Annotated in this window: 23 protein-coding genes; 22 read left to right on the forward strand and 1 reads right to left on the reverse strand. The window is 46.6% G+C overall.

Annotation, left to right across the window (positions count from 1 at the left end; translation table 11 throughout):
- Nucleotides 1–74: 74 nt before the first annotated feature.
- From ACWP87_RS00690 to ACWP87_RS00705, 4 genes are all read left to right on the forward strand, one after another.
- Complete coding sequence (locus tag ACWP87_RS00690) at nucleotides 75–530, forward strand: hypothetical protein (RefSeq protein WP_005686420.1); 456 nt, start codon at nucleotides 75–77, stop codon at nucleotides 528–530.
- A gap of 148 nt (nucleotides 531–678) precedes the next feature.
- Complete coding sequence (locus ACWP87_RS00695; protein ID WP_014569634.1) at nucleotides 679–2,592, forward strand: ABC-F family ATP-binding cassette domain-containing protein; 1,914 nt, start codon at nucleotides 679–681, stop codon at nucleotides 2,590–2,592.
- 16 nt (nucleotides 2,593–2,608) lie between these two features.
- Nucleotides 2,609–3,559 (forward strand): thymidylate synthase, encoded by a 951-nt coding sequence (locus ACWP87_RS00700; protein ID WP_005686416.1) that lies wholly within the window; start codon nucleotides 2,609–2,611, stop codon nucleotides 3,557–3,559.
- Nucleotides 3,560–3,675: 116 nt separating this feature from the next.
- Entirely contained in the window at nucleotides 3,676–4,167 is a 492-nt protein-coding gene (locus ACWP87_RS00705) for a dihydrofolate reductase (RefSeq protein WP_014569635.1), read from the forward strand.
- A gap of 135 nt (nucleotides 4,168–4,302) precedes the next feature.
- Here the strand turns inward: ACWP87_RS00705 and trhA are convergent, their stop codons facing one another.
- Nucleotides 4,303–4,944, reverse strand: a complete 642-nt coding sequence (gene trhA / locus ACWP87_RS00710; RefSeq protein ID WP_005686412.1) for a PAQR family membrane homeostasis protein TrhA — start codon at nucleotides 4,942–4,944, stop codon at nucleotides 4,303–4,305.
- Between the two features lie 240 nt (nucleotides 4,945–5,184).
- On the opposite strand from trhA, the gene ACWP87_RS00715 reads away from it, so the two are divergent.
- The 18 genes from ACWP87_RS00715 to ACWP87_RS00800 all read left to right on the forward strand — a co-directional run bounded on the left by ACWP87_RS00715 (nucleotide 5,185) and on the right by ACWP87_RS00800 (nucleotide 22,384).
- On the forward strand, nucleotides 5,185–6,027 hold the full coding sequence (locus ACWP87_RS00715) for a DegV family protein (RefSeq protein WP_005686408.1): 843 nt from the start codon (nucleotides 5,185–5,187) through the stop codon (nucleotides 6,025–6,027).
- A gap of 262 nt (nucleotides 6,028–6,289) precedes the next feature.
- Entirely contained in the window at nucleotides 6,290–7,135 is an 846-nt protein-coding gene (locus ACWP87_RS00720; protein ID WP_005686405.1) for an SGNH/GDSL hydrolase family protein, read from the forward strand.
- A gap of 4 nt (nucleotides 7,136–7,139) precedes the next feature.
- Nucleotides 7,140–7,781 carry a YpmS family protein gene (locus ACWP87_RS00725; RefSeq protein WP_014569636.1) on the forward strand — a complete coding sequence of 214 codons (642 nt, stop codon included), beginning with the start codon at nucleotides 7,140–7,142 and terminating at the stop codon, nucleotides 7,779–7,781.
- A 25-nt stretch (nucleotides 7,782–7,806) separates the two neighbouring features.
- Nucleotides 7,807–8,325 carry a peptide-methionine (S)-S-oxide reductase MsrA gene (gene msrA / locus ACWP87_RS00730; RefSeq protein ID WP_014569637.1) on the forward strand — a complete coding sequence of 173 codons (519 nt, stop codon included), beginning with the start codon at nucleotides 7,807–7,809 and terminating at the stop codon, nucleotides 8,323–8,325.
- Between the two features lie 2 nt (nucleotides 8,326–8,327).
- Nucleotides 8,328–8,570, forward strand: coding sequence for a YozE family protein (locus ACWP87_RS00735; RefSeq protein WP_005686399.1), 243 nt, complete (start codon nucleotides 8,328–8,330; stop codon nucleotides 8,568–8,570).
- Nucleotides 8,539–9,981 carry a S41 family peptidase gene (locus ACWP87_RS00740; protein WP_014569638.1) on the forward strand — a complete coding sequence of 481 codons (1,443 nt, stop codon included), beginning with the start codon at nucleotides 8,539–8,541 and terminating at the stop codon, nucleotides 9,979–9,981. Before ACWP87_RS00735 ends, ACWP87_RS00740 begins: the two co-directional genes overlap by 32 nt.
- Before the next feature lie 100 nt (nucleotides 9,982–10,081).
- Nucleotides 10,082–10,411: a DUF6176 family protein gene (locus tag ACWP87_RS00745; protein ID WP_014569639.1), complete on the forward strand. Its 330-nt coding sequence runs from the start codon at nucleotides 10,082–10,084 to the stop codon at nucleotides 10,409–10,411.
- 62 nt (nucleotides 10,412–10,473) lie between these two features.
- Nucleotides 10,474–11,022: a hypothetical protein gene (locus tag ACWP87_RS00750; RefSeq protein ID WP_014569640.1), complete on the forward strand. Its 549-nt coding sequence runs from the start codon at nucleotides 10,474–10,476 to the stop codon at nucleotides 11,020–11,022.
- 85 nt (nucleotides 11,023–11,107) lie between these two features.
- Nucleotides 11,108–11,818, forward strand: coding sequence for a uracil-DNA glycosylase family protein (locus ACWP87_RS00755; RefSeq protein WP_014569641.1), 711 nt, complete (start codon nucleotides 11,108–11,110; stop codon nucleotides 11,816–11,818).
- Between the two features lie 14 nt (nucleotides 11,819–11,832).
- Nucleotides 11,833–12,693 (forward strand): ribosome biogenesis GTPase YlqF, encoded by an 861-nt coding sequence (ylqF, locus tag ACWP87_RS00760; RefSeq protein WP_087307817.1) that lies wholly within the window; start codon nucleotides 11,833–11,835, stop codon nucleotides 12,691–12,693.
- Nucleotides 12,677–13,435, forward strand: coding sequence for a ribonuclease HII (locus tag ACWP87_RS00765; RefSeq protein ID WP_005688024.1), 759 nt, complete (start codon nucleotides 12,677–12,679; stop codon nucleotides 13,433–13,435). Before ylqF ends, ACWP87_RS00765 begins: the two co-directional genes overlap by 17 nt.
- A gap of 47 nt (nucleotides 13,436–13,482) precedes the next feature.
- On the forward strand, nucleotides 13,483–14,298 hold the full coding sequence (dprA, locus tag ACWP87_RS00770; RefSeq protein ID WP_005688023.1) for a DNA-processing protein DprA: 816 nt from the start codon (nucleotides 13,483–13,485) through the stop codon (nucleotides 14,296–14,298).
- Nucleotides 14,299–14,543: 245 nt separating this feature from the next.
- A complete protein-coding gene (gene topA / locus ACWP87_RS00775) occupies nucleotides 14,544–16,628 on the forward strand; it encodes a type I DNA topoisomerase (protein WP_005688022.1) in 2,085 nt (694 codons plus the stop codon).
- 169 nt (nucleotides 16,629–16,797) lie between these two features.
- Entirely contained in the window at nucleotides 16,798–18,117 is a 1,320-nt protein-coding gene (gene trmFO / locus ACWP87_RS00780; protein ID WP_005688020.1) for a methylenetetrahydrofolate--tRNA-(uracil(54)-C(5))-methyltransferase (FADH(2)-oxidizing) TrmFO, read from the forward strand.
- A 200-nt stretch (nucleotides 18,118–18,317) separates the two neighbouring features.
- A complete protein-coding gene (xerC, locus tag ACWP87_RS00785) occupies nucleotides 18,318–19,214 on the forward strand; it encodes a tyrosine recombinase XerC (RefSeq protein ID WP_005688018.1) in 897 nt (298 codons plus the stop codon).
- Nucleotides 19,215–19,332: 118 nt separating this feature from the next.
- Complete coding sequence (hslV, locus tag ACWP87_RS00790; RefSeq protein WP_005688016.1) at nucleotides 19,333–19,857, forward strand: ATP-dependent protease subunit HslV; 525 nt, start codon at nucleotides 19,333–19,335, stop codon at nucleotides 19,855–19,857.
- Nucleotides 19,858–20,056: 199 nt separating this feature from the next.
- A complete protein-coding gene (hslU, locus tag ACWP87_RS00795) occupies nucleotides 20,057–21,466 on the forward strand; it encodes an ATP-dependent protease ATPase subunit HslU (RefSeq protein WP_005710545.1) in 1,410 nt (469 codons plus the stop codon).
- A 39-nt stretch (nucleotides 21,467–21,505) separates the two neighbouring features.
- Nucleotides 21,506–22,384, forward strand: coding sequence for an aldose 1-epimerase family protein (locus tag ACWP87_RS00800; protein WP_005688012.1), 879 nt, complete (start codon nucleotides 21,506–21,508; stop codon nucleotides 22,382–22,384).
- Nucleotides 22,385–22,460 lie beyond the last annotated feature (76 nt).

Here is a 22,460-nt window from a genome sequence, read left to right on the forward strand (position 1 = left end):
CCATATTAGCCGTAATGCGCGTGAAAGTATCCGGTTGATTGTTGCTCTGACTTGATGGCGAAGGGGGATTTCCAATGGCAGAACATGTTTTTGAACAGTTAGTTTTTCATTTTCGTAATGGTGACGAATGGACGGTGCAACATGATGAATTGGCAGATGTCTGGATCAGTCGGGTGACGACCAGTTACGGCCGGATTCACGGTGGCCAGATTCAAGAAATTCATCCATGCAAGAGCTTTAAGGTCGAGATCTTGCCTGAAGCCGACCACGTTAAGTCCAGTGATATTAACACCGGCTCACTGGAAATGGGGATGTTTGGGCGCGCAACAAAGTATCAGGACATTGAAAAGATGGATCTGGTTTTTGATGATCAGACCAAAAAGCAGGTTCAGATTTATTTTCCGTTCAAGCAAAAAGATCCAAGCGGGCTCGATAATGAATATCAAACGAGCAAGCTTGCCAAAAATGGCCACCTTTACATTGTGATTGATGCTCAGCATACCGTGGATGATGAATATCCGCGAATTTAAAGCGGCCTGCTAAACTTTAATTATTTCATCAATATCAGGGGCGTCTGATTCCAGTACGAGCGATTGACCGCTTACGACTGATCACGCGCCCCTTTTCTTGTGCCTTGCTTCTTGCTAAGATGGACAACGACAGGAAATGAGGGACGACATGCAGACGCTAACAGCACAGGGCCTGAGCAAGGCTTATGGTGATAAGCAATTATTCAATCAAATCGACTTTTTGATTAACGAAGGCGAGCGAATCGGTTTGATTGGGGTGAATGGTACCGGGAAAACGACGCTCATCCGGTCTTTAGCCGGGATGGAATCGGTTGATGCCGGTACGATTAAGACCCCAAAGCAGTATCGCATCAGCTATCTCGCACAGATTCCGGAGCTTGATCCCGACTTACCGATTATGGATGCAATCTATCATGGTGATTCACCGGTTTTTCAAGCAATTCGCCAATATGAACGCGCTTTGGCTGCCTATACAAAGGATCCGTTAAATCAAGCAAAAACCGATGCCTACACCAAGGCCGATGCCAAAATGACGCAAGAAGATGCGTGGTCGGCGGAAACCGATATTAAAACGATCCTCACGCAATTGCACATCGGCGACTTAACGGCACGGGTCGGCAGTTTATCTGGCGGCCAACAAAAGCGGGTCGGTCTTGCCCAGGTATTAATCGAGTCGCCGGATTTGTTATTGTTAGACGAGCCCACGAACCACCTTGATTTTGACTCTATTGCCTGGCTGGAAAATTATTTGAGTCATTATCGCGGCGCCTTGGTCGTTGTGACTCACGACCGTTATTTTCTGGATCGCGTAACCAATCGTATTTTCGAATTAGACCGCGGTCGGCTTTTCCAGTATCAAGGCAATTACCAAGCGTATGTCGCCAAAAAAGCAGAACAACTGGAAGCCGAAAAGTCGGCTGGGCATAAGCAGGCACAACTTTATCGCCAGGAACTGGCATGGATGCATGCTGGTGCCCAGGCACGATCAACGAAACAACAGGCCCGTATTAATCGGTTCAAGGCGCTACAAAAAGCAAAAGACGAAGCACCGGCACCTGACCAGCAGCTGGATCCGATTCAAATCGCAAGTACCAGACTAGGCAAGAAGGTTATTGAAATGCATGATGCGAGCTTGCGATTTGATCAGCAGGTCATCTTAAATCATTTTGATTGGCTGGTGCAGCCGAATACCCGCATCGGCATTACCGGTCAAAATGGTGCTGGTAAGTCAACCTTGCTCAATATTATTGCAGGTAAACAAGCGCTTGATAGCGGCACCATTGAATTGGGGGAGACAGTTCGGTTAGGTTACTATACGCAGCTTAATACGAATCTGGATCCAAAAAAGCGGATCATCACCTACTTGCAAGAAGTGGGCGAAGAAGTCGTGCAGGCAGATGGGCAGCGCGTTTCGGTGACTCAGATGCTGGAGCAATTTCTATTTCCTCGCAGTATGCACGGCACTTTGATTGGCCGCTTATCAGGAGGCGAAAAACGGCGCCTATATTTACTACAGGTATTAATGCGCCAACCCAACGTTTTACTGTTGGATGAGCCGACCAACGACTTGGACATCGCCACCTTGACCGTTTTGGAAGATTATCTTGATCATTTTTCCGGCACCGTGATCACCGTGTCACACGATCGTTACTTTCTTGATAAAGTTGCGGATCAGCTGCTTATTTTTGATGGTAATGGCCGAATTGAACGCGCCGTGGGTGAATTTTCCGATTATCTGGCAAAACAAAAACCGCAGTCCGCTGCATCAAAAACAGACTCAGCCTCGGCCAAGCCAAAAGCACCGGCAAAAAAAGCGGCGCCAAAACAGAAGTCAAAGCTGACATATGCTGAGCAGATAGAGTATGATAAGCTCCAACAAGAACTTGATGAATTAGACGAGCAGTTGGCCAAGGTTAAAGCAGAAATGGCGCAGGTCAATGGTGAGGATTACGTGAAGCTGGGCGATCTGCAGGCACAGCTTGATGCGATTAATCAGGATATTGACCAGAAGTTCGATCGATTCGCCGAGTTGGATCAATATGTGTCAAGTAGTGAACGGTAAAGGAGCAGAGCAGACAATGTTAGAACAGCCATATCTTGATCTTGCAAAAAAAGTTCTTGATGAAGGCCACTTCAAGCCTGATCGGACCCATACAGGAACTTACAGTATTTTCGGTCACCAAATGCGTTTCGACCTTAGCAAGGGCTTTCCATTACTGACGACCAAAAAAGTACCATTCGGCCTTATTAAGAGTGAGTTGTTGTGGTTTTTACACGGTGATACCAACATTCGGTTCTTACTCCAACACAAGAATCACATTTGGGATGAGTGGGCGTTTGAAAAATGGGTGAAGAGTGATGAATATCGCGGCCCGGACATGACTGACTTTGGACATCGCAGCCAAAAGGATCCGGAATTCGCGGCAGTTTATCATGAAGAAATGGCTAAATTCGATGACCGGGTGCTTCATGATGATGCTTTTGCAGCCAAATATGGTGATCTTGGCTTGGTTTATGGATCCCAATGGAGGGCTTGGCATACGAGCAAGGGTGACACGATCGACCAGTTGGGGGACGTTATTGAGCAAATCAAAACGCATCCCTATTCACGACGGCTCATCGTGTCGGCATGGAATCCGGAAGATGTCCCGACAATGGCGCTACCGCCTTGTCACACGCTCTATCAGTTTTATGTCAATGATGGCAAGCTGTCTTTGCAGTTGTACCAACGTTCGGCTGACATTTTTCTTGGCGTCCCGTTTAATATCGCGTCCTATGCGTTGTTAACGCATCTGGTCGCGCATGAATGTGGCCTTGAAGTTGGCGAATTCATTCATACATTCGGCGATGCGCATCTTTACGTCAATCATCTTGACCAAATTAAAGAGCAGCTCAGTCGCACGCCGCGGCCGGCACCGACTTTACAGTTGAATCCGGATAAACATGATATTTTCGACTTTGACATGAAGGATATTAAGTTGCTTAATTACGATCCTTATCCGGCCATTAAGGCACCGGTTGCCGTTTAATCGCTAGAAGACGGCAAGTCATAACAAGTGTCTGATTGCTTTGTCAGGTTTACCAATGACACAACAGGCGCCATTTTGTTCGGCTTTGGATTGCATACTCAAAGGAGGGGTCTCGAATGACCGCATTTTTATGGGCACAGGATCGCGATGGCTTAATTGGCAAAGATGGTCATTTGCCATGGCATTTACCTGATGATTTACATTATTTCCGGGCGCAGACAGTTGGTAAGATCATGGTCGTTGGTCGGCGCACCTATGAAAGTTTTCCTAAACGTCCTTTACCTGAGCGAACCAATGTTGTTTTGACTCATCAGGAAGACTATCAAGCGCCAGGTGCCGTGGTCGTGCATGATGTTGCGGCGGTTTTTGCTTATGCTAAGCAGCATCCCGATCAGGAACTGGTCATTGCTGGTGGTGCGCAGGTCTTTACGGCGTTTAGAGATGATGTCGATACGTTACTGGTGACACGGTTGGCTGGCAGTTTTGAAGGCGACACGAAAATGATTCCATTAAACTGGGATGATTTTACCAAAGTCTCCAGCCGCACCGTTGAAGATACCAATCCGGCGCTGACGCACACTTATGAGGTTTGGCAAAAGAAGGCTTAAGCAGAAGCCGATGACCGGAATTGGTGGTTGCCAGCTGGTGCGGTTGTGAGTTAAGACGCATATTTGCGTGCACTTAAAAAATCGTCTCTCGTACAGAAGAGGCGATTTTTTTGTCGTTTATTTTAATTAATTATTTTACAGATAGAAATAAATCGATAAGTACATGCACAGGCTGCCGAGAATCACAAAGAGGTGCCAGATAACGTGGATGTAAGGGATGCCTTTTTGCAGATAAAGCATCGCTCCGCCTGTATAGGCCACACCACCGGCGACTAGCAGCCAAAAACCGACTGGGCCCAAATGATGCCACAATGGAACCATGCCGACTAAGCAAAGCCAGCCGAGGACAACGTAGATCATCGTTTCCAGATGCTTGAAGCGATTCAGAAAGAAAAGTTTGTAGGCAATGCCGCCAAGACATAATGCCCAGATGGCGATTAGCAGACCAATGCCAAGTTTCCCGCCAATAGCGACCAAACAATATGGCAGGTAAGAACCGGCAATCAGAATGAAGACACCTGAATGATCAAGTACCTGCAAAACATGGCGCGCCTTGCTAAAATAAAAACCATGAAAAGCAGTCGAGGCGGTGTAAAGTAACATGAGCGAAACGCCAAAACCGATAAGACTGAAAAGTTCAACCTGACTGCCGCTATTGACGCCTTTAATGCCTAACGCAATGGTGCCGGTTACGGCTAAGCCAAGTGCAAACGCATGGGTGATGGCGCTAAACATTTCATTGTTAAATTCATAATGACTTGATTTTGACACGCGCATTGTTTACCTCCTGATGAACATTTGTATGGGTGGGGAAGCTGGCAGGCTTGCAACCACAGCATCGCTTAAATCAGGAACTCGATCGTTTGGCTGCTACCTGTTTATTAAAAGTTTAGCATGTTGCGTTTTACAATACAACTAAATCTAGTTATGACAACTAGGTGATGTGTACTGACATTGTTTAAGTAGTTTGCTATAATAATCACGATAGACGAACCTAACAGAAAGCGTGGCTCAGACATGGCAAATATCAAGATCGTCACGGATTCTTCCGTTCAGCTGACTCCAGAAGAAATCAGCCAACACAATATTACGGTTGTTCCGTTGACCATTATGATTGACAATACGGTTTATATTGATGGTGAAACCATTACGCGGGAAGACTTTATGGACGAGATGGCAGCAGCGCAAAATCTGCCTAAGACCTCGCAACCGGCGATCGGTACGTTTACCGATGTTTTCGATAAACTAACGGCAGACGGCAGCCAAGTATTGTCAATTCACATGACAGAAACCATCAGTGGCACGGTAAATTCGGCACGACAGGCGGCTCAGCTGGTAAAAGGCGATGTGACCGTCATTGATTCGCAATTTACCGATCGCTCAATGGCATTTCAGGTGTTGGCAGCCGCAGAAATGGCCGAGGCAGGTAAAGACATGCCAACGATTCTTGATAAGCTCAAGCAAATTCGTGACCATACTATCTTAGTGTTGGGCGTGACTAACTTAGATAATTTAGTCAAAGGCGGCCGGCTCAGTCGCGTTTCTGGCTTGATTTCGTCATTCTTGAATATTAAAGTTGTTTTGCAAATGGAACATGGCGAACTGAAGGCCTTGCGTAAAGGACGCGGCATGAAGACGATTAATAATTTCGTGACCGAAACTATCAGCAAAATGGCCAAGCTGACCGATATTCAAAGTATTGGCGTATCAACGGCAGGTGCTAAAGAAATCGGTGAGGATATCGGGCGGCGATTAGCAGAAGTCTTGCCCAACGTTCCGATTCTGGTTCGACCAACCGATCCGGTCATCGCAACGCATACCGGACCCGGTGCCTTTGCCATCACTTATTACACTGATTAATTTTAAAATAAATTTAACCGGCCGGCGTCAGCGTCGGCTTTTTTTAATGACAATGGTATTTGGGTGACGATTGCCTGAAGTAATGCCTCACCTATGAGTCGGGAACCGGTGATAGGGTTGCGATTGTTCGCTCGAAAAATACAGCTGCTGAACCTGATGCGACTAGCGGAGAAACACTAAAGCAGCAACCTTTGTTTATTCACGAGACCTCAAGTAAAATAATATATTATAACTTGTTATTCATGTATTTATGGGAGGCAACATGCGTACATTAAAAAATTTCTTTATTTCCTGCGGTGTCTTGCTGCTCGCTTGTCTGCTCGCGTTTGGTGGATGGCAATTATTCGGACCAGTCAGTTCGCCAAGTGAAGTGAAAGTTGTTGCCAACACCCCCAAACATTTGCAGTTGACGGCACTCGGCGATTCATTGACTTATGGCGTTGGAGATGCGACTAATAATGGTGGCTTTGTCGGACTGACTAAAGGTGAGCTGGAGGCAACCGGGCAATATCAAGTCACCACGAAGAACTATGGCGTCAGTGGCAATACCAGTGGGCAGATTCTCACTCGCGTCAATAAGCAGCCTAAAATCCGGGCAGACTTAAAACGGGCCAATATTATTACGGTGACAGCCGGGGGCAATGATTTAATGCACGTCTTGCAAAAGCATTTTTTGACGTTGTCGGAAAAGCAGGTGACGGCTGGTAGTGTTGCATTTCAAAAACGGCTGGCAACATTACTGACAACGATTCGCAAAGAAAATCCAACTGCACCCATTTATGTTTTTGGCATCTATAACCCATTTTATGTTTATTTCCCGAAGATGACGGCGATGACGAATAGTGTGAAGGCCTGGAACCAAGCAACGCAAAAGACCTTGCAGCAATTTGATCGCACGTATTATGTGGATATCGACAGTGTGTTATCCAATGGCGAAACAGCAGCAAACAAGGCATCCGCTAAAGAAGCGCTTAAAGAAGCGACTTCCGGTGATGGCAATCCGCTGATCTTTTCACAGGATCATTTTCACCCTAATAATGCCGGTTATGGGCAGATGACGAAACAGCTCATGAAGCAAATGAAAGCAACTAAGAAAGCGTGGGAGTAAGAAGATGCAGGCAAAGAAACGATCGCTTCAAAGAAATGCGGCTAAACAAAAGGCGGTGAGAACCGGAATTAATTGGTGGAAATGGTTATTTCTTATTTTGGTCGGGCTATTGCTTGGAACCGGGATCTGGTTTACGAAGACCGCACTGATGCCAGTCAAGATCAACTCGACCCCCCAAACGACCATGACATCCAAAGACCCGGTATTTACCGTCAAAGTAACCAAAAACAGCGCCAATCGAATTATGGCGCATTATCTGAAATCATACCTGAAGGACAGCAAGATCAAATATGCCGTCACTTTGGGAACCAATGAAGCAGCGTTAAGTGGATCGTTCAAATTTCTAGGGAATGCCGTTAAGTTCCAGTTAACATTTGATCCGCTTGTGTTGAAGAATGGTGATGTTTTGCTTAAAGCCAAGAACCTGAATATCGGCGCATTGCCAGTACCAATCAGTTTTGTCATGAGCTATATTGGCAACAGTTATAAAATTCCAAAGTGGGTAAGTCTAGATAGTAAGGCTGGTACGGTTGTGCTAAAATTGACCCAATTTAAACTCCAAAATGGCATGACCCTTAAGGCAAACAAGTTGGATCTGACCAATGATGATCTTGAATTTGCGGTTTATTTGCCTGATGAAGAGTGACCATTAGAAAGAAGTTGAAACAATAATGAAAAAAGAAACGGCTATTTTTGCAGGCGGCTGCTTTTGGTGCATGGTTGAGCCTTTCGAGGAGCAACCCGGGATTTTGAATGTGGTTTCCGGTTATACCGGTGGCCATGTTGCCAATCCTACCTATGAACAGGTTTCTTCGCATACCACGGGTCACACGGAAGCCGTGGAAATCACGTTTGATGCGGATGTGATCGATTATCCGTCACTTTTGAATATTTACTGGCAACAAACCGATCCAACCGATGCAATGGGGCAATTTCAGGACCGCGGCGATAACTATCGACCGGTTATTTTCGTCAAGGATGAAGCACAACGACAGGCTGCTGAAGCTTCAAAAGCGGCGTTGGAAGCCAGTGGTCGGTTTTCTGATCCGATTGTGACTAAAATCGAGGCAGCGAAGCCATTTTATCCTGCCGAACCGGAGCACCAGCAATTTTATGCCAAGAATCCGCGGCGGTATGCAATGGAGCATGCGCAGCGGCAGGCGTTTATCGACAAAAACTGGAAGGATTAATCATGCATCGGACTTTTTACGAGTATCTTATGACGCTGCGTAACCCCAATGACCACAGCGAGGTAGCGGAATTTGCCAAAAATGCTTTCCTGGATCAAAGCTTTCCGAAACATGAAAAAGATTATCATCGGTTAAGTGATTATTTAGAACTCAACGGTAATTATTTACCGACGATGGCCATTTTTGACGAAACATACCGTGATTACGAAGCCAGTGAAAGCACAGGAGGCGATTCATATCAATAAACACAAGGTGCCATTGTGGGCGGTCATTGTTTTATTCCTAGTTGCGCTTGGTGGCGGTGCGGCAGGTGGTTATGCCCTGTCATATCAGCAAGCACAACAGTCTGTCCTTAAAACCGGAGTTCCCAAAGCCTTAGCACCGGTGATTTCGGCCTATGAAACGGTTACGAATAATTATTATAAACAGGTCAGCACAACCAAACTGACCGATGGGGCGATCAAGGGCATGTTAAGTTCTCTTGATGACCCATATTCGGTTTATTTGCAAAACAATGACAAAACCAATTTAGACGACACCATTTCTGCTTCATTTGGCGGGATTGGTGCAACCATTCAGCAGGATCACAACAGCCTTTCCATTGCCAGCATTCTACCGGGAACACCGGCGAAAAAAGCAGGTATGAAGGTCGGCGATGTGCTGCTTAAAGTGAATGGTAAAGATGTGTCTAAAAAAACCGTCACCCAAGCAGTTGCCAAAATTCGTGGCAAAATCGGCACCACAGTAGCAGTGACCGTTAAACGCGGCAGCAAGCAGGCCACCTTCTCCATGAAGCGGAAAAAGATTACCGTTGACACGGTGATCGGGAAACTTGCGCCTGCGAATAAACAGGTTGGGGTCATTACGATTTCGACCTTCAGCGAACCGACTGTTAAGCAATTCAAAGCGACTGTCAAGAAATTACGCAAAGAAGGCGCTAAATCCTTTATCCTGGACTTACGGCAAAATCCGGGTGGGATGATGACGGCTGCTTTGTCAATCAGCTCGATGTTCTCCAAAAACGGCCAGACCGTCATGCAGATTGAAGATCGCAATGGTGCAAAGGAAGTCTACAAAGCAGGCAAAAAGCTTGATGGCGGCTTCAAAGTGACTGAAAAAACCGCGGTGCTTATTGATGGTAATTCCGCCTCTGCCAGTGAAATCACCGCAGCAGCACTGCACCAGAACAGTCAAATTCCGCTAGTTGGCGAAAAGAGCTTTGGTAAAGGCACCGTTCAAAATGTCGGCGAGATGAGCAGCAACAAAGAACTCAAGCTGACCGTTGCCAAATGGTTAACGCCAGATGGCACCTGGATCAACCACAAAGGTCTAACGCCTGATGTGAAAGTTGCTTACCCAGCAGCAGCCAAAATAACGTTAATCAATGCAACCCAACTCAAACCCGGTGACAAGGGCAGTGATGTGAAATCGCTGCAACAGATGCTAAAAGCCTTAAAGATCGGCTCAGCTACGGTCAACGGTCAATACGATGATGCGACCCAGGCCGCCGTTAAATCCTTCCAGGAGGCCAACGAGCTGGACGCAAGCGGTACTGCCGATCAAGACACCTTAGCCGCACTGGCACAAAAGCTCAGTGCTCAACTGACGAAGGATGATCCGATGGTAGCGGCTGCTGTCAAGGAAGTTACGAAATAGTTCGTTTGAATCAATATCAATGCGCGCGCATGCCTTTGAGGGTGTGGGCGCGTTTTTAATCTGCTAAAATAAAAAAGATAACGAAAGGAGAAACCTCTGTTTGATTGAATTAGAAGGCTTTGCAGTGTATCCAAACAAAGTTGAGCGAGCAAAAGAATGGATGTCTTTTTTAAAAGGTCATCAAGAAGCAGTCAACGAGACCCTTGGCCCTGAGAACATAGAAGTGGAACGTATTTTTTCTGTTTCAGTTAATGGACGGATGTACCTTTGTTGGTATTCTGAACAGACGGCGCCCATTCCTGATGTTACCCGCAGCACTAATCCGATTGATCAGGTTCATGTCGACTTTTGGAAAGAATGTATCGATGAGAAAGCACCAAGGCTTGAATTTAAGCTGGAGAATGAGTTTAAGCGGCCAGGTGTAAATTAAGACAATTAATGTGGAAGATTTAAATCCGGCTATTCCGATCGATCAATATAGTGCAACGATTTATGGAAAATAAAGGGGTGAATCTGACGACTTATTGGAAGTATTTGAACACAATAGTGGTGTTGATCGTATTTTTTCTTATATCTCTAATCTTTGCGAGTCACACAATGATTCAGACACTTCTTGGTGTAGGTTCGCTTGCCTGGTTTTTGTTTTTTCTTATTAGAGAAATTTATTTGAATAATAGGCGAACGCAACGAACAAGGTTTCAAGTTCGTCTCTCTCATGGCTTGATTGTTTTGGGATTACTTTTATTCAATACAAGCGTTCATCAAACTGTTATTTCTACTTTTGGACAGACTGACATGATTCAATTTTGGGGTGAGCATGAAGCTGCAATTCACATGAATGGTAGAGCATACCACTTGATATGGACAAAGAGGTCATTTCATAGCACCACGTATTTTTATAACTTGTATGAGCGACGAGGACTGTTCTTTTACCGCGTTAATTCTGAAGTCATGTCGTGGACAATCAATCCCCCTGAGCAAAGAGATTATGGTGCAGTTAGGACATTTCTTTATCACGGTGAAGAGCAAGGAGTAAAATAGTGTCATGCACACATACCCAAGGCACGGCTGCTATCGCCTTTAAGTAGCTGCCTAATTCGAACCTATTTGCAAACGAGGAGTCTAAATGAATGAACAAGCGAATTTCGCCACCAAAGTTCTAACCCTTCATCAACGACTGGCAAGCGTCAAAATGACGTTACCTGGTTGCTATCAGTTGGTGAATCCATATAGCGGAAAGCAGAAGCATGCAGTTGACCAGATCACGGCAGCTTTTTATCATAAATATTTTAATGATAATCACAAACGGCGATTAATCTTGGGGAGCTCGCCCGCGCGAAAAGGCACTGCCATAACAGGAGTTCCCTTTGAAGATGCAGCCGAGTTACAAGCAGAGACAGGTATCGCTGTGGCGAAGTTCCAGATTAAGCCATCGTCAACAAACTTCTTATATGATGTAATGCAGCAATATGGTGGCAAGAGAAAATTTTATAGTGACTTCTACATGAGCTTTGCTTGTCCTTTGGGGTTAAGTAAAATAAGTGCTAAAGGAAACGTGATAAATAGTAATTATTATGAAACTAACGTGATTAAGGATAGACTAATGCCATTCATAGTTGCTTCATTGCAGGAGCAAATCAAATTAGGCGTAGACACCTCAGTTTGTTACTGTATTGGTAGTGGCGAGAATTTTAAGGTGCTAACAAGTATCAATCAGACGTATCATTTCTTTGGTAGCATTGTCCCATTAGAGCACCCGCGCTATGTCATGCAGTATCACTTTAAGGACAGAGCCCGCTATATTCAAAAATACGTTGCTGCCTTAAATTGTAAATAAAAGGAGTTTGAAATATTTTGGCAATTCAATGGTTCCCCGGTCATATGGCCAAGGCCCGTAAGCAAGTACAGGAAAAAATTAAACAAGTTGATCTGATTCTTGAAGTCGTTGATGCTCGAACGCCTGAATCGTCACGTAATCCGATGCTAGATGAATTGGTGGGTGATAAACCGCGGCTTATCATTTTAAACAAGCAGGACTTGGCTGATCCTGTACTGACGAATGAATGGGTTCGGTATTATCAAACACAAGGCTTTGCTGCAATTGCGATTGATGCACAACATGCTAAGCGGCTACAGCAGATCCCCCAAGCGGCCGCGAAGTTAATGGCGGAAAAGATAGCGCGGAAAAAAGCCCGCGGAATTCGCAATCCCATGATTAAGGCAATGTGTATTGGTATTCCTAACGTTGGGAAATCAACGGTTTTGAATCGGTTGGTTCGAAAAAATATCGCGGTGACCGGCAACAAGCCCGGGGTAACCAAGAATCAACAATGGCTAAAAGCGAGCGACAACTTTCAATTACTTGATACGCCCGGAATTCTTTGGCCAAAGTTTGCCTCCCAGACAATCGGGATGCGCTTGGCATTCACGGGAGCAATTGCCGACGCCGTTTTCCAGGAGGATGTGGTTGGTTTGTATGGACTGAACTATTTTATGGCGCATTATCCGGCGGCGTTGAAAAAAGCATATCATCTGACTGACACGGATCTGCAGGCTGCACCGCATGATGTATTGGTAAAACTAACGAAAACGCAAGGATTTGGTGAGGAATTTAATCGGATGGCGGAACGGCTGATTTTCGATGCGCGCCAAGGAAAGTTAGGTCGATTTACGTTAGAGAAACCGGGTGAATTAGATGCCGACGCTGAGTGAGTATAAAACTCTTTTACAAGCTGATCATGTTGATCCCGCGGTTTTAACGGCGCTAGAGCAGGATAGTCGGATTGGGGCGCGGAAACTCTTGGCGGCTTATCAACGCCGACAGGACCATCAAGCAGCAGAAGCGGTTGCGCTACGATATCGTAGCAGGTATGAGCGTAAGTTATGGAAAATGTATTCCCATGTTGCAGGGTTAGACGAAGTAGGGCGCGGACCACTTGCTGGCCCAGTTGTCACCGCCGCCGTTATCTTGCCGCATCAGTTTAAATGGCCGGTGAACGATTCTAAGCAGCTGACAGCGCATGAACGTGATGTCTTGTATCCGCATATTTTGACGGAAGCCATTGCGGTTGGTATCGGGGTGGCAGATAATCACGAAATTGATCGGGAAAATATTTACCATGCGACGGAGCTAGCGATGGCACAAGCAGTTTCGCATTTGCGGGTTGCCCCAGAGTTTTTACTGGTTGACGCCATGCATGTCCCCGTTAATTTGCCGCAAGAACGGCTCATCAAAGGGGATGCCAATAGTATCAGCATTGCGGCTGCAAGTATTGTCGCCAAAGTCATTCGGGATCGCTTAATGGTGATGTATGATCGGGTTTACCCGGGCTATGATTTTAAAGACAACATGGGTTATGGTACGAAAGCACATTTAGCCGGATTAGCTACTCATGGCGTGACGCCGATTCACCGGCGCAGTTTTGGACCGGTACGACATTGTCTGAAATCCTAGATGTTTCTTAAAATATTCGCGTAATGTTCAAGTAGGAGGAAGACAGCATGACATTACGTGATTTTTTATTAGCATGGCACTTGGCCACCCATCAGAATCCGCGCTTGGCAGTTAGTTTACAGCAAGCCATTTTGAAAAAAGCTGATCTAAGTACCTATCAAAATGACCTCAAACAGAAATTAACGCCAGCAGTTGCACGGATATTAAGTGCAGCACGCGAGACCCCGTATCTGACGTTTGTTGATACTGCCTATCCTCCGCGCCTGCGCGAAATCCCGCAGCCACCGTCTGTCCTCTTTTATCAAGGCAATCTCGGCTTAATCAATCAATTAACTTTAGGGGTCGTCGGTTCGCGGAAGGCAACCAACTATTCAGCTGAAGCACTGACGCGACTGTTTCCGCAATTACCGCCTATGACAATTGTTAGTGGGTTAGCCGCTGGTGCTGACAGTATGGCGCATGAAGCGGCACTTGCAGCCGGACTACCGACGATTGCCGTGATTGCTAACGGCATCGATCAAGTGTATCCGGCTAAGAATCGCAGCTTACAGCGACAAATTAGTCGGGTGGGATTGGTTGTAAGCGAATATCCTCCGGGAACAGCACCGCAACGCTTTCAATTTGTGGCGCGTAATCGCATCATTGCCGGTTTAGCGCATGGCGTCATGGTAACCGAAGCCGAAATTAAAAGCGGCAGTCTGATTACGGCTAACTATGCCTTGCAACATAATCGCGAAGTTTTTGCGCTGCCCAATCGGTTTGGCGATGTGCTAGGTGCAGGCACCAACGCATTAATTCAAGCAGGGGCCGCCATTGTCACCGGTCCGGAAACCTTAATGGAAAATCTGCATTTTTACCCGTAAAGTGTCAAAATCTGCTTACTTTATAGTAGAAAAATTTTCGTTTGATTTGACAAGAGCAAAATGACTAGCTTATGATAGCAACTGTTTTGAGCCAGCAGGCAAGATGGCACCCGTTTTAAGCAGCGAGACGCACCGTAAATTTTTTGCCTAGCTGAAACTCATGAAGCGTTGACGGTGAATCGTCAGCCTGCACAAATTAAACAGGGCTTGCTTATTGTAGCAATGCCACCGGAAGGAGCGCGTTCATGGCCGACAAGAAGTTAGTCATTGTTGAATCGCCAGCCAAAGCCAAGACCATTGAGAAGTATCTTGGTCGCACCTATAAAGTTGTTGCCAGTTTAGGCCATATCCGTGATTTACCTAAGAGTCAGATGGGCGTCGATGTTGAAAATAACTACAAACCCAAGTACATCTCGATTCGGGGTAAAGGCGATGTGATTAAATCTTTAAAAAAAGACGCAAAAAAAGCCAGCCGCGTTTATCTCGCCGCCGATCCGGATCGTGAAGGAGAAGCAATTGCCTGGCATGTCAGTCATATCTTAGGGCTTGATCCGAATGCCAAGAATCGGGTTGTTTTTAACGAAATCACCAAAGATGCCGTAAAAAATGCATTTAAAACCCCTCGTGGTATTGATATGGATCTTGTCGATGCGCAACAAGCACGCCGAATTCTCGATCGGCTCGTGGGGTACTCGATCAGCCCGCTGTTGTGGAAGAAGGTCAAAAAGGGCCTGAGTGCCGGTCGGGTTCAAAGTGTTGCGTTAAAGCTCATCATTGACCGTGAAAATGAAATCAAGAACTTTATTCCTGAAGAATATTGGTCCTTGGATGCCGAATTCCAAAAAGGCCGCAGCAAGAAATTCTCCGCCAGTTTTTATGGCATCAAAAACAAGAAAATGGCGCTGAAGAACAATGAGGCGGTTCAAAAAGTCTTAAGTCAGATTGACAAGACGAAGCCGTTTTCCGTTACCAATGTGGTTAAAAAAGAACGCAAACGTTTCCCTGCACCGCCATTTACCACCAGTACCTTGCAACAGGAAGCCAACCGTAAGCTAGGATTCCGCACTCGTAAGACCATGATGTTAGCCCAGCAGCTCTATGAAGGGATTAACTTAGGCGGCAAGTTGGGTACGGTTGGGCTCATTACGTATATGCGTACTGATTCAACCCGGGTTTCCAACGTTGCCAAAACCGAAACGAGTCATTATTTGCATGAAAAATATGGCGAGGCTTATGCCGCTGTCAAAATTCGCCAAGGTAAGCTTCAAGAAGGGGCTCAGGATGCCCACGAAGCCATCCGGCCGACGAGTACGTTACGAACACCGGAAAGCTTGGCGTCGGTTTTAGACAAAGATCAGATGAAACTGTACCGTTTGATCTGGAGTCGCTTTGTTGCTAGCGAAATGACGCCGGCGATTATTGACACAGTCGCCGTCACGCTCAATCAAAATGACGTGACGTTCCGGGCAAATGGCAGCCAAATGAAGTTTGAAGGCTTTACCAAGCTATACGTTTCCTCGCGTGATAGCGATGAAAAGGATAACGTTTTACCACCGCTTGCAGTCGGCGATGCTGTGAAGATGCTGAAAACCGATCCGGCGCAACACTTTACCCAACCACCGGCACGTTATTCTGAAGCCAACTTGGTTAAGGCTCTGGAAGAAAACGGGGTTGGCCGCCCATCGACGTATGCACCGACCATCGAAACCATTCAGAAGCGCTATTACGTCAAACTCAACGCCCGCCGCTTTGAGCCCACGGAATTAGGCGAAATCGTCAATAGTTTGATCGTTGAATTTTTCCCGGACATCGTCAATATCAAGTTTACGGCGAATATCGAATCCGAACTTGACAGTATCGAAACCGGCGAAGCCAATTGGGTCAAAGTCATCGACCAATTCTATAAGCCGTTTGAAAAAGAAGTTGCGCACGCCGAGACCGGGATTGAAAAAATCCAAATCAAGGATGAACCGGCCGGCTTTAACTGCGATATCTGTGGCGCGCCAATGGTGATCAAAATGGGACGTTATGGCAAATTCTACGCCTGCTCCCGATTCCCTGACTGCCGTAACACCAAAGCGATCGTCAAAGAAATCGGCGTTATTTGTCCTAAGTGTCACAAAGGGCAGGTTGTGGAACGCAAGAGCAAGCGTAACCGCGTCTTTTATGGCTGCTCTCGTTACCCTGACTGTGACTTTGTTTCCTGGGATAAACCGGTCGGCCGCGACTGCCCGGTTTGCGGACATTTCTTAGTCGAAAAGAAATCTAAAGCCGGCACCCAAGTCGTCTGTCCCAACAACGATTACAAAGAAGCCTTACAAAAAGCATAAATCACCTGACAGCAAGTACGGATCCTTTGTACCTGCTGTTTTTTTCGGGTACACTAAGGCAAAGTGCGAGCAGAATCGCTTAAAAATAACCAAACACAACCAAGATAAACGTCTTAAGATCAGTGATCCATTCAATCAAATTAATAACCTCACCAAGGAGGAATTCATGATGCCTACTGTTAACGTTATTGGAGCCGGGCTTGCCGGTTCAGAAGCTGCCTGGCAAATTGCCCAAGCCGGCGTCGATGTTAATCTCTACGAAATGCGCCCCGTGAAGATGACGCCGGCACATCACACCGGTAATTTTGCCGAACTCGTCTGTACGAACTCACTGCGCGCTAATCAAATTACTAATGCGGTCGGACTTTTAAAAGAAGAAATGCGGCGGCTGCATTCCATTATCATGCAAAGTGCCGATGCAACCGCGGTTCCTGCCGGTGGTGCGCTAGCCGTGGATCGCGAGCCGTTTTCCGAGCTGGTGACCCGGCAGCTGACAAACCATCCCCATATTCATGTCATTCATGACGTATTAACCGATTTTCCGGCTGGCATAACCGTTGTAGCGACCGGGCCATTGACAGCGCCGGGACTTGCCGATGCGATTGTTGCGTTGAATGGCGAAGCAGGCTTGTCCTTCTTTGATGCTGCGGCGCCGATTATCGACGCCAGCACGATTGATAACGACATCGTTTATAAAAAATCGCGTTATGACCGGGGTGAGGCTGCTTATTTGAATTGCCCGATGAATAAGGAAGAATTTCAGGCATTTTACAAGGCGCTGGTGACAGCTGAGGTTGCTGAAGGTCACGATTTTGAAAAGATGACGGTGTTTGAAGGTTGCATGCCAATTGAGGTAATGGCCAAGCGCGGGATCAAAACCATGCTATTTGGTCCGCTGAAACCGGTTGGCCTGGAAGATCCCAAAACCGGCAAGACGCCATATGCGGTGGTGCAGTTGCGTCAGGATAATGCTGCAGCCAGTCTTTATAACATTGTTGGTTTTCAAACGCACCTTAAATGGGGTGAGCAAAAGCGGGTTTTCCGCATGATTCCGGGTCTGGAACATGCTCAGATCGTCCGTTATGGCGTCATGCATCGCAATACATTTATGAAATCGCCAGTGGTTCTTGAGCCGACTTATGCGTCCAAACGCCGCGGTGATCTCTTCTTTGCCGGGCAAATGACCGGGGTTGAAGGTTACGTTGAAAGCGCGGCTAGTGGCCTGATTGCCGGTACCAATGCGGCGCGTCTGGCTTTGGGGCAAACGCCCATCGCTTTTCCGCAAACAACTGCGATGGGGGCTATGGCACACTATATTACCCACACCTCGCCAAGTCACTTTCAGCCGATGAATGCTAATTTTGGTATTATGCCGCCGTTAGCAGTCAAGGTTCGGAATAAAAAAGAACGGAATCAACAACTCGCAGAGCGCGCATTGAATGATCTGGCAACTTTTCAAACTGAATTACAAGGCGCACATCAGTCCTAAAATTGGAAAATGATCTCGGGTAACCGGGATTTTTTCATGATCACGGGTCGTCATGTTCGCCAAGTACTCAATGAGCGAATAATGGTGGCGGATTGCAGTTTTTTTAGCCCGTCTTCGCCTATATTTACGGCAGGTTTAGTGGCTGAAAACGTCAACAATCGTTCTTTTTATGTTAATCTATTAAGCGGAGGGATGTCGTGATGAAGCCACTTGCAGCGTTTCAGGAATACTTAACCGTTGAGCGCCAGTATTCGCCGGAAACGGTTACGGCCTATTTAAACGACATTCAGGAATTCCAGGCTTTTCTTAAGGCGAATGGTGGGTTTACCGACTTTAGCAAAGTGGACGACTTGGACGTTCAAACCTATTTAACGGACTTGAACAAGCAGGCGTTGGCGCGAACTTCCATTGCCCGTAAAATCAGTAGTTTACGGAGCTTTTATCGGTATCTTGTTCGGATTGATGTTGTGAAACGCAACCCGTTTGAATTGGTTGAGTTAAAAAAGCAGCATCATCATTTGCCGCAGTTTTTCTATGAGGCGGAAATACAGGAACTCTTTAAAACGGTAGAAGGAAAAACCCCGTTGGATCAACGTAATCGGGCATTACTCGAGGTTTTGTACGGTACCGGCATTCGTGTCTCCGAGTGTGCTAACTTGACGTTGAATCAAGTGGATTTTAATACCGGCTTATTGCTGATTCACGGGAAAGGCAACAAGGATCGCTATGTGCCGTTTGGCCGCTATGCCCAGCGTGCGTTGCAGACCTATCTCAAAGACGGTCGCCAGACACTGATGAACAAGCGCGATGTCCAGCATCGATTTGTGTTCGTCAACCAGTATGGTCGACCGATTACTGCACGTGGTATTGAATATATTTTGGATCAATTAATCAAGCAAACGAGTCTGATCGCGAATATTCATCCCCACATGCTCCGCCATAGCTTTGCCACGCATATGCTGGATCACGGGGCTGACTTGCGCACGGTTCAGGAGTTACTGGGGCACGCGAGCTTGTCAACGACGCAGATCTATACCCACGTGACGATGGCGCATTTGAAAAACGAATATATGAAATATTATCCGAAGCATAATTAAGACTAAAGCATGATGTAATTGCACGATGAATTTTTTAAAGTATGAACATTGGCAGATTTAACAACACTGCCAGTTCTGATTGATTATCCGATATCAAGAAACAAAAAAGGAGCATACCATGACAACAATTGCAGCAGTGAGAAAAGATGGCGTGACCGCTTTAGCCGGCGATGGCCAAGTTACTTTGGGCGAAAAAGTGATCATGAAAGGCAATGCCCAAAAGGTACGCCGAATCTATCATGATCAGGTCGTTATCGGTTTTGCCGGCGGGGTCGCCGATGCGTTTACGCTTCAAGACTGGTTTGAAAAGAAACTAGAGCATTATTCCGGTAACTTACGACGTTCAGCAGTTGCCTTGGCTCAAGACTGGCGTAAAGATCCAACCTTGCAAAAACTCGAGGCCATGATGATCGTCATGGATGAGCATGATTTGCTGCTTGTTTCAGGGTCTGGAGAAGTCATTGACCCAGACGAGGACGTGGTGGCGATTGGGTCGGGCGGTAATTTTGCCCAAGCGGCCGCAATTGCAATGTTGCGGCATTCACCAGACATGACGCCGGCTGATATTGCTAAAGAAGCGGTTAATATCGCTGGTAATATTGACATCTTTACAAATCATAATATTATCGTTGAGAGTTTCTAGGGCGTTCGTTGGTGCAGAGGTCTGGATGTAAAGGCTTATTGCGTGCTGGCTCACGCTCCGTAACGCGTTCACCGGCGCAGAAGTCTGCGTGTAAGGCCCTTAGGCGCAATGGCCAAAGCCCGGCCATCACGCCTAAGGCCACTTACACTCCGACTTCTAAGCGCGTCGGTTCACGCTCACTTTCTTTTAGGAGGTTCCCATGGTAGAAGTACAAACACCGAAGCAAATTGTAGAAAAGCTTGATCAGTATGTGATTGGTCAAGATGAGGCGAAGCGGGCCGTGGCGGTGGCTTTGTATAATCGCTATCGGCGGATGCAGTTGTCGCCGAAGATGCAAGAAGAAATCACGCCTAAGAACTTGCTCATGATCGGGCCAACCGGGGTCGGGAAGACTGAGATTGCGCGCCGCTTAGCCAAGATCGTGGAAGCACCGTTTGTTAAAGTTGAAGCGACTAAATTCACTGAAGTCGGCTATGTTGGCCGTGACGTTGAATCGATGGTGCGCGATCTTGCCGAAACGGCGGTTGCCATGGAGGAAGAAAAGCAGTTTAAAAAAGTCCGGGTTCGCGCGGAAAAAGAAGCTAACAAGCGGCTGGTTAAGATTTTGGTACCGGCTATTCGCAAAGAAAAAAATAGCAATCCGATGGCGGAAATGATGAGTATGTTGCAAGGCATGCAAAATGGCAAGATGCCCGCGGGTGACGATGCTGATGCTGGCGGTGAAGTGACGGATGACATTCGCAATCGCCGTTTAAGCGTGGCGGAGCAATTGGAAAAAGGCTTGTTAGAGGATCGTGAAATCACCGTTGCCGTCAATGACGAGAAAAAAGGCGGCGGCATGAGTGATATGTACGGCCAAATGGGCATTGACCTTAGTGACACGATTGGCGCTTTAATGCCGAAGAAAAAAGTTGAACGCACGATGACCGTCAAAGAAGCACGCGAAATCTTCATTAAAGAAGAGTCTGATAAACTGGTCAATCATGCCGATATTTATCATGATGCGATTCAAAGCGCGGAAAATAACGGCATCATTTTCATCGACGAAATTGATAAAATTGCAGCCGGTGATAAACACACGAGCGGTGAAGTTTCCCGTGAAGGCGTGCAGCGCGATATTTTGCCGATTGTTGAAGGCTCACAGATTAACACCAAATACGGACCGATTAATACGGATCACATTCTGTTTATTGGCTCGGGCGCGTTTGCAGAAGCCAAGCCAAGCGATTTGATTGCTGAGTTGCAAGGACGTTTTCCAATTCGCGTTGAGTTAAAAGATTTAACGGAACAAGATTTCGTGCGGATCTTGACCGAGCCGGACAATGCGTTGATTAAACAATACATTGCCTTAATTGGCGCAGACGGGGTCAAAATCACGTTTACGAAAGAGGCCGTTGAACGTATCGCAGAAATCGCCACTCAGGTCAACCATGATACCGATAATATCGGTGCCCGGCGACTGGCAACGATTCTCGAAAAACTGTTGGAAGATGTGCTTTATGAAGGTCCGGATATGGCGATGGGCAGCGTCACGGTTACCCAGCAGTATGTTGACGACAAGATTGGGCATATCGCCGCGGATAGCAACATGACGCGCTATATTTTGTAAGGTAACTTTGAAGAACTGTTAGGTAAAGGATGAGAATGTATGGTAACGATTGCAAATGACTTTTTAACGGTTAACATCAGTCGGCATGGTGCTGAATTGACCAGTATTAAGGATAATCTGACTGGCCGTGAGCGACTATGGCAGGCTGATCCTGAAGTTTGGCCACGCCATGCGCCGGTTTTATTTCCGATTGTCGGTGCATTGGCTGATCAGCAATATCATTACGCTGGCAAGACTTACCATATGGGGCAACACGGATTTGCGCGTGATCGTGACTTTACGGTTGTGTCCGCAACGCCTTTTAAAGCCAGTCTCGTGCTCAAAGATGATGACAAAACGCGGGCGATGTTTCCGTTTGCTTTTCGGCTCATCATTACCTATGCGCTAGAAAATAATAACCTGCACGTCACCTACCACGTCGATAACCCCGCTAAAACGGAACCGTTATACTTCAGCATCGGTGGACACCCGGGTTTTAACGTTCCCATGACGCCGGATACCGAATTTGCGGACTATTACATGAACTTCAAGCCGCGTAAGTCTCTGGTGCAGATTCCGCTTGTCGCTGGGCAAGGTATTGATTACAGTCATCGAACTTTGGCTGCGACCGATGCCAACCTAGCGCTGACACACGAAACGTTTAAAAATGATGCGCTTATTTTTGCGCCGCTTGGTAAAACCACCTTCAATTTACTTTCTGATGAAACCAAGCACGGAGTCAGTGTGACCATGGAAGACGCCCCTTACCTTGGTGTTTGGAGTCCATACCCTAAGACCGGCGATTTTGTCTGCATCGAACCGTGGTGGGGCATTGCGGATACGATCGGCACCACCGGAGATCTGACCAAGAAACTCGGCATCAACCGTTTGGAACCGGGAACGGCTTTTGAGAAAGGTTACACGATTAGCATTTTCTAACTGATTAACGAAGCTTGTTGTGCCATTACAAAAAGACATCCGCTAGGGGATGTCTTTTTGATTGTCAGGTATTTGG

Source organism: Lacticaseibacillus sp. 22 (genome assembly GCF_055413445.1).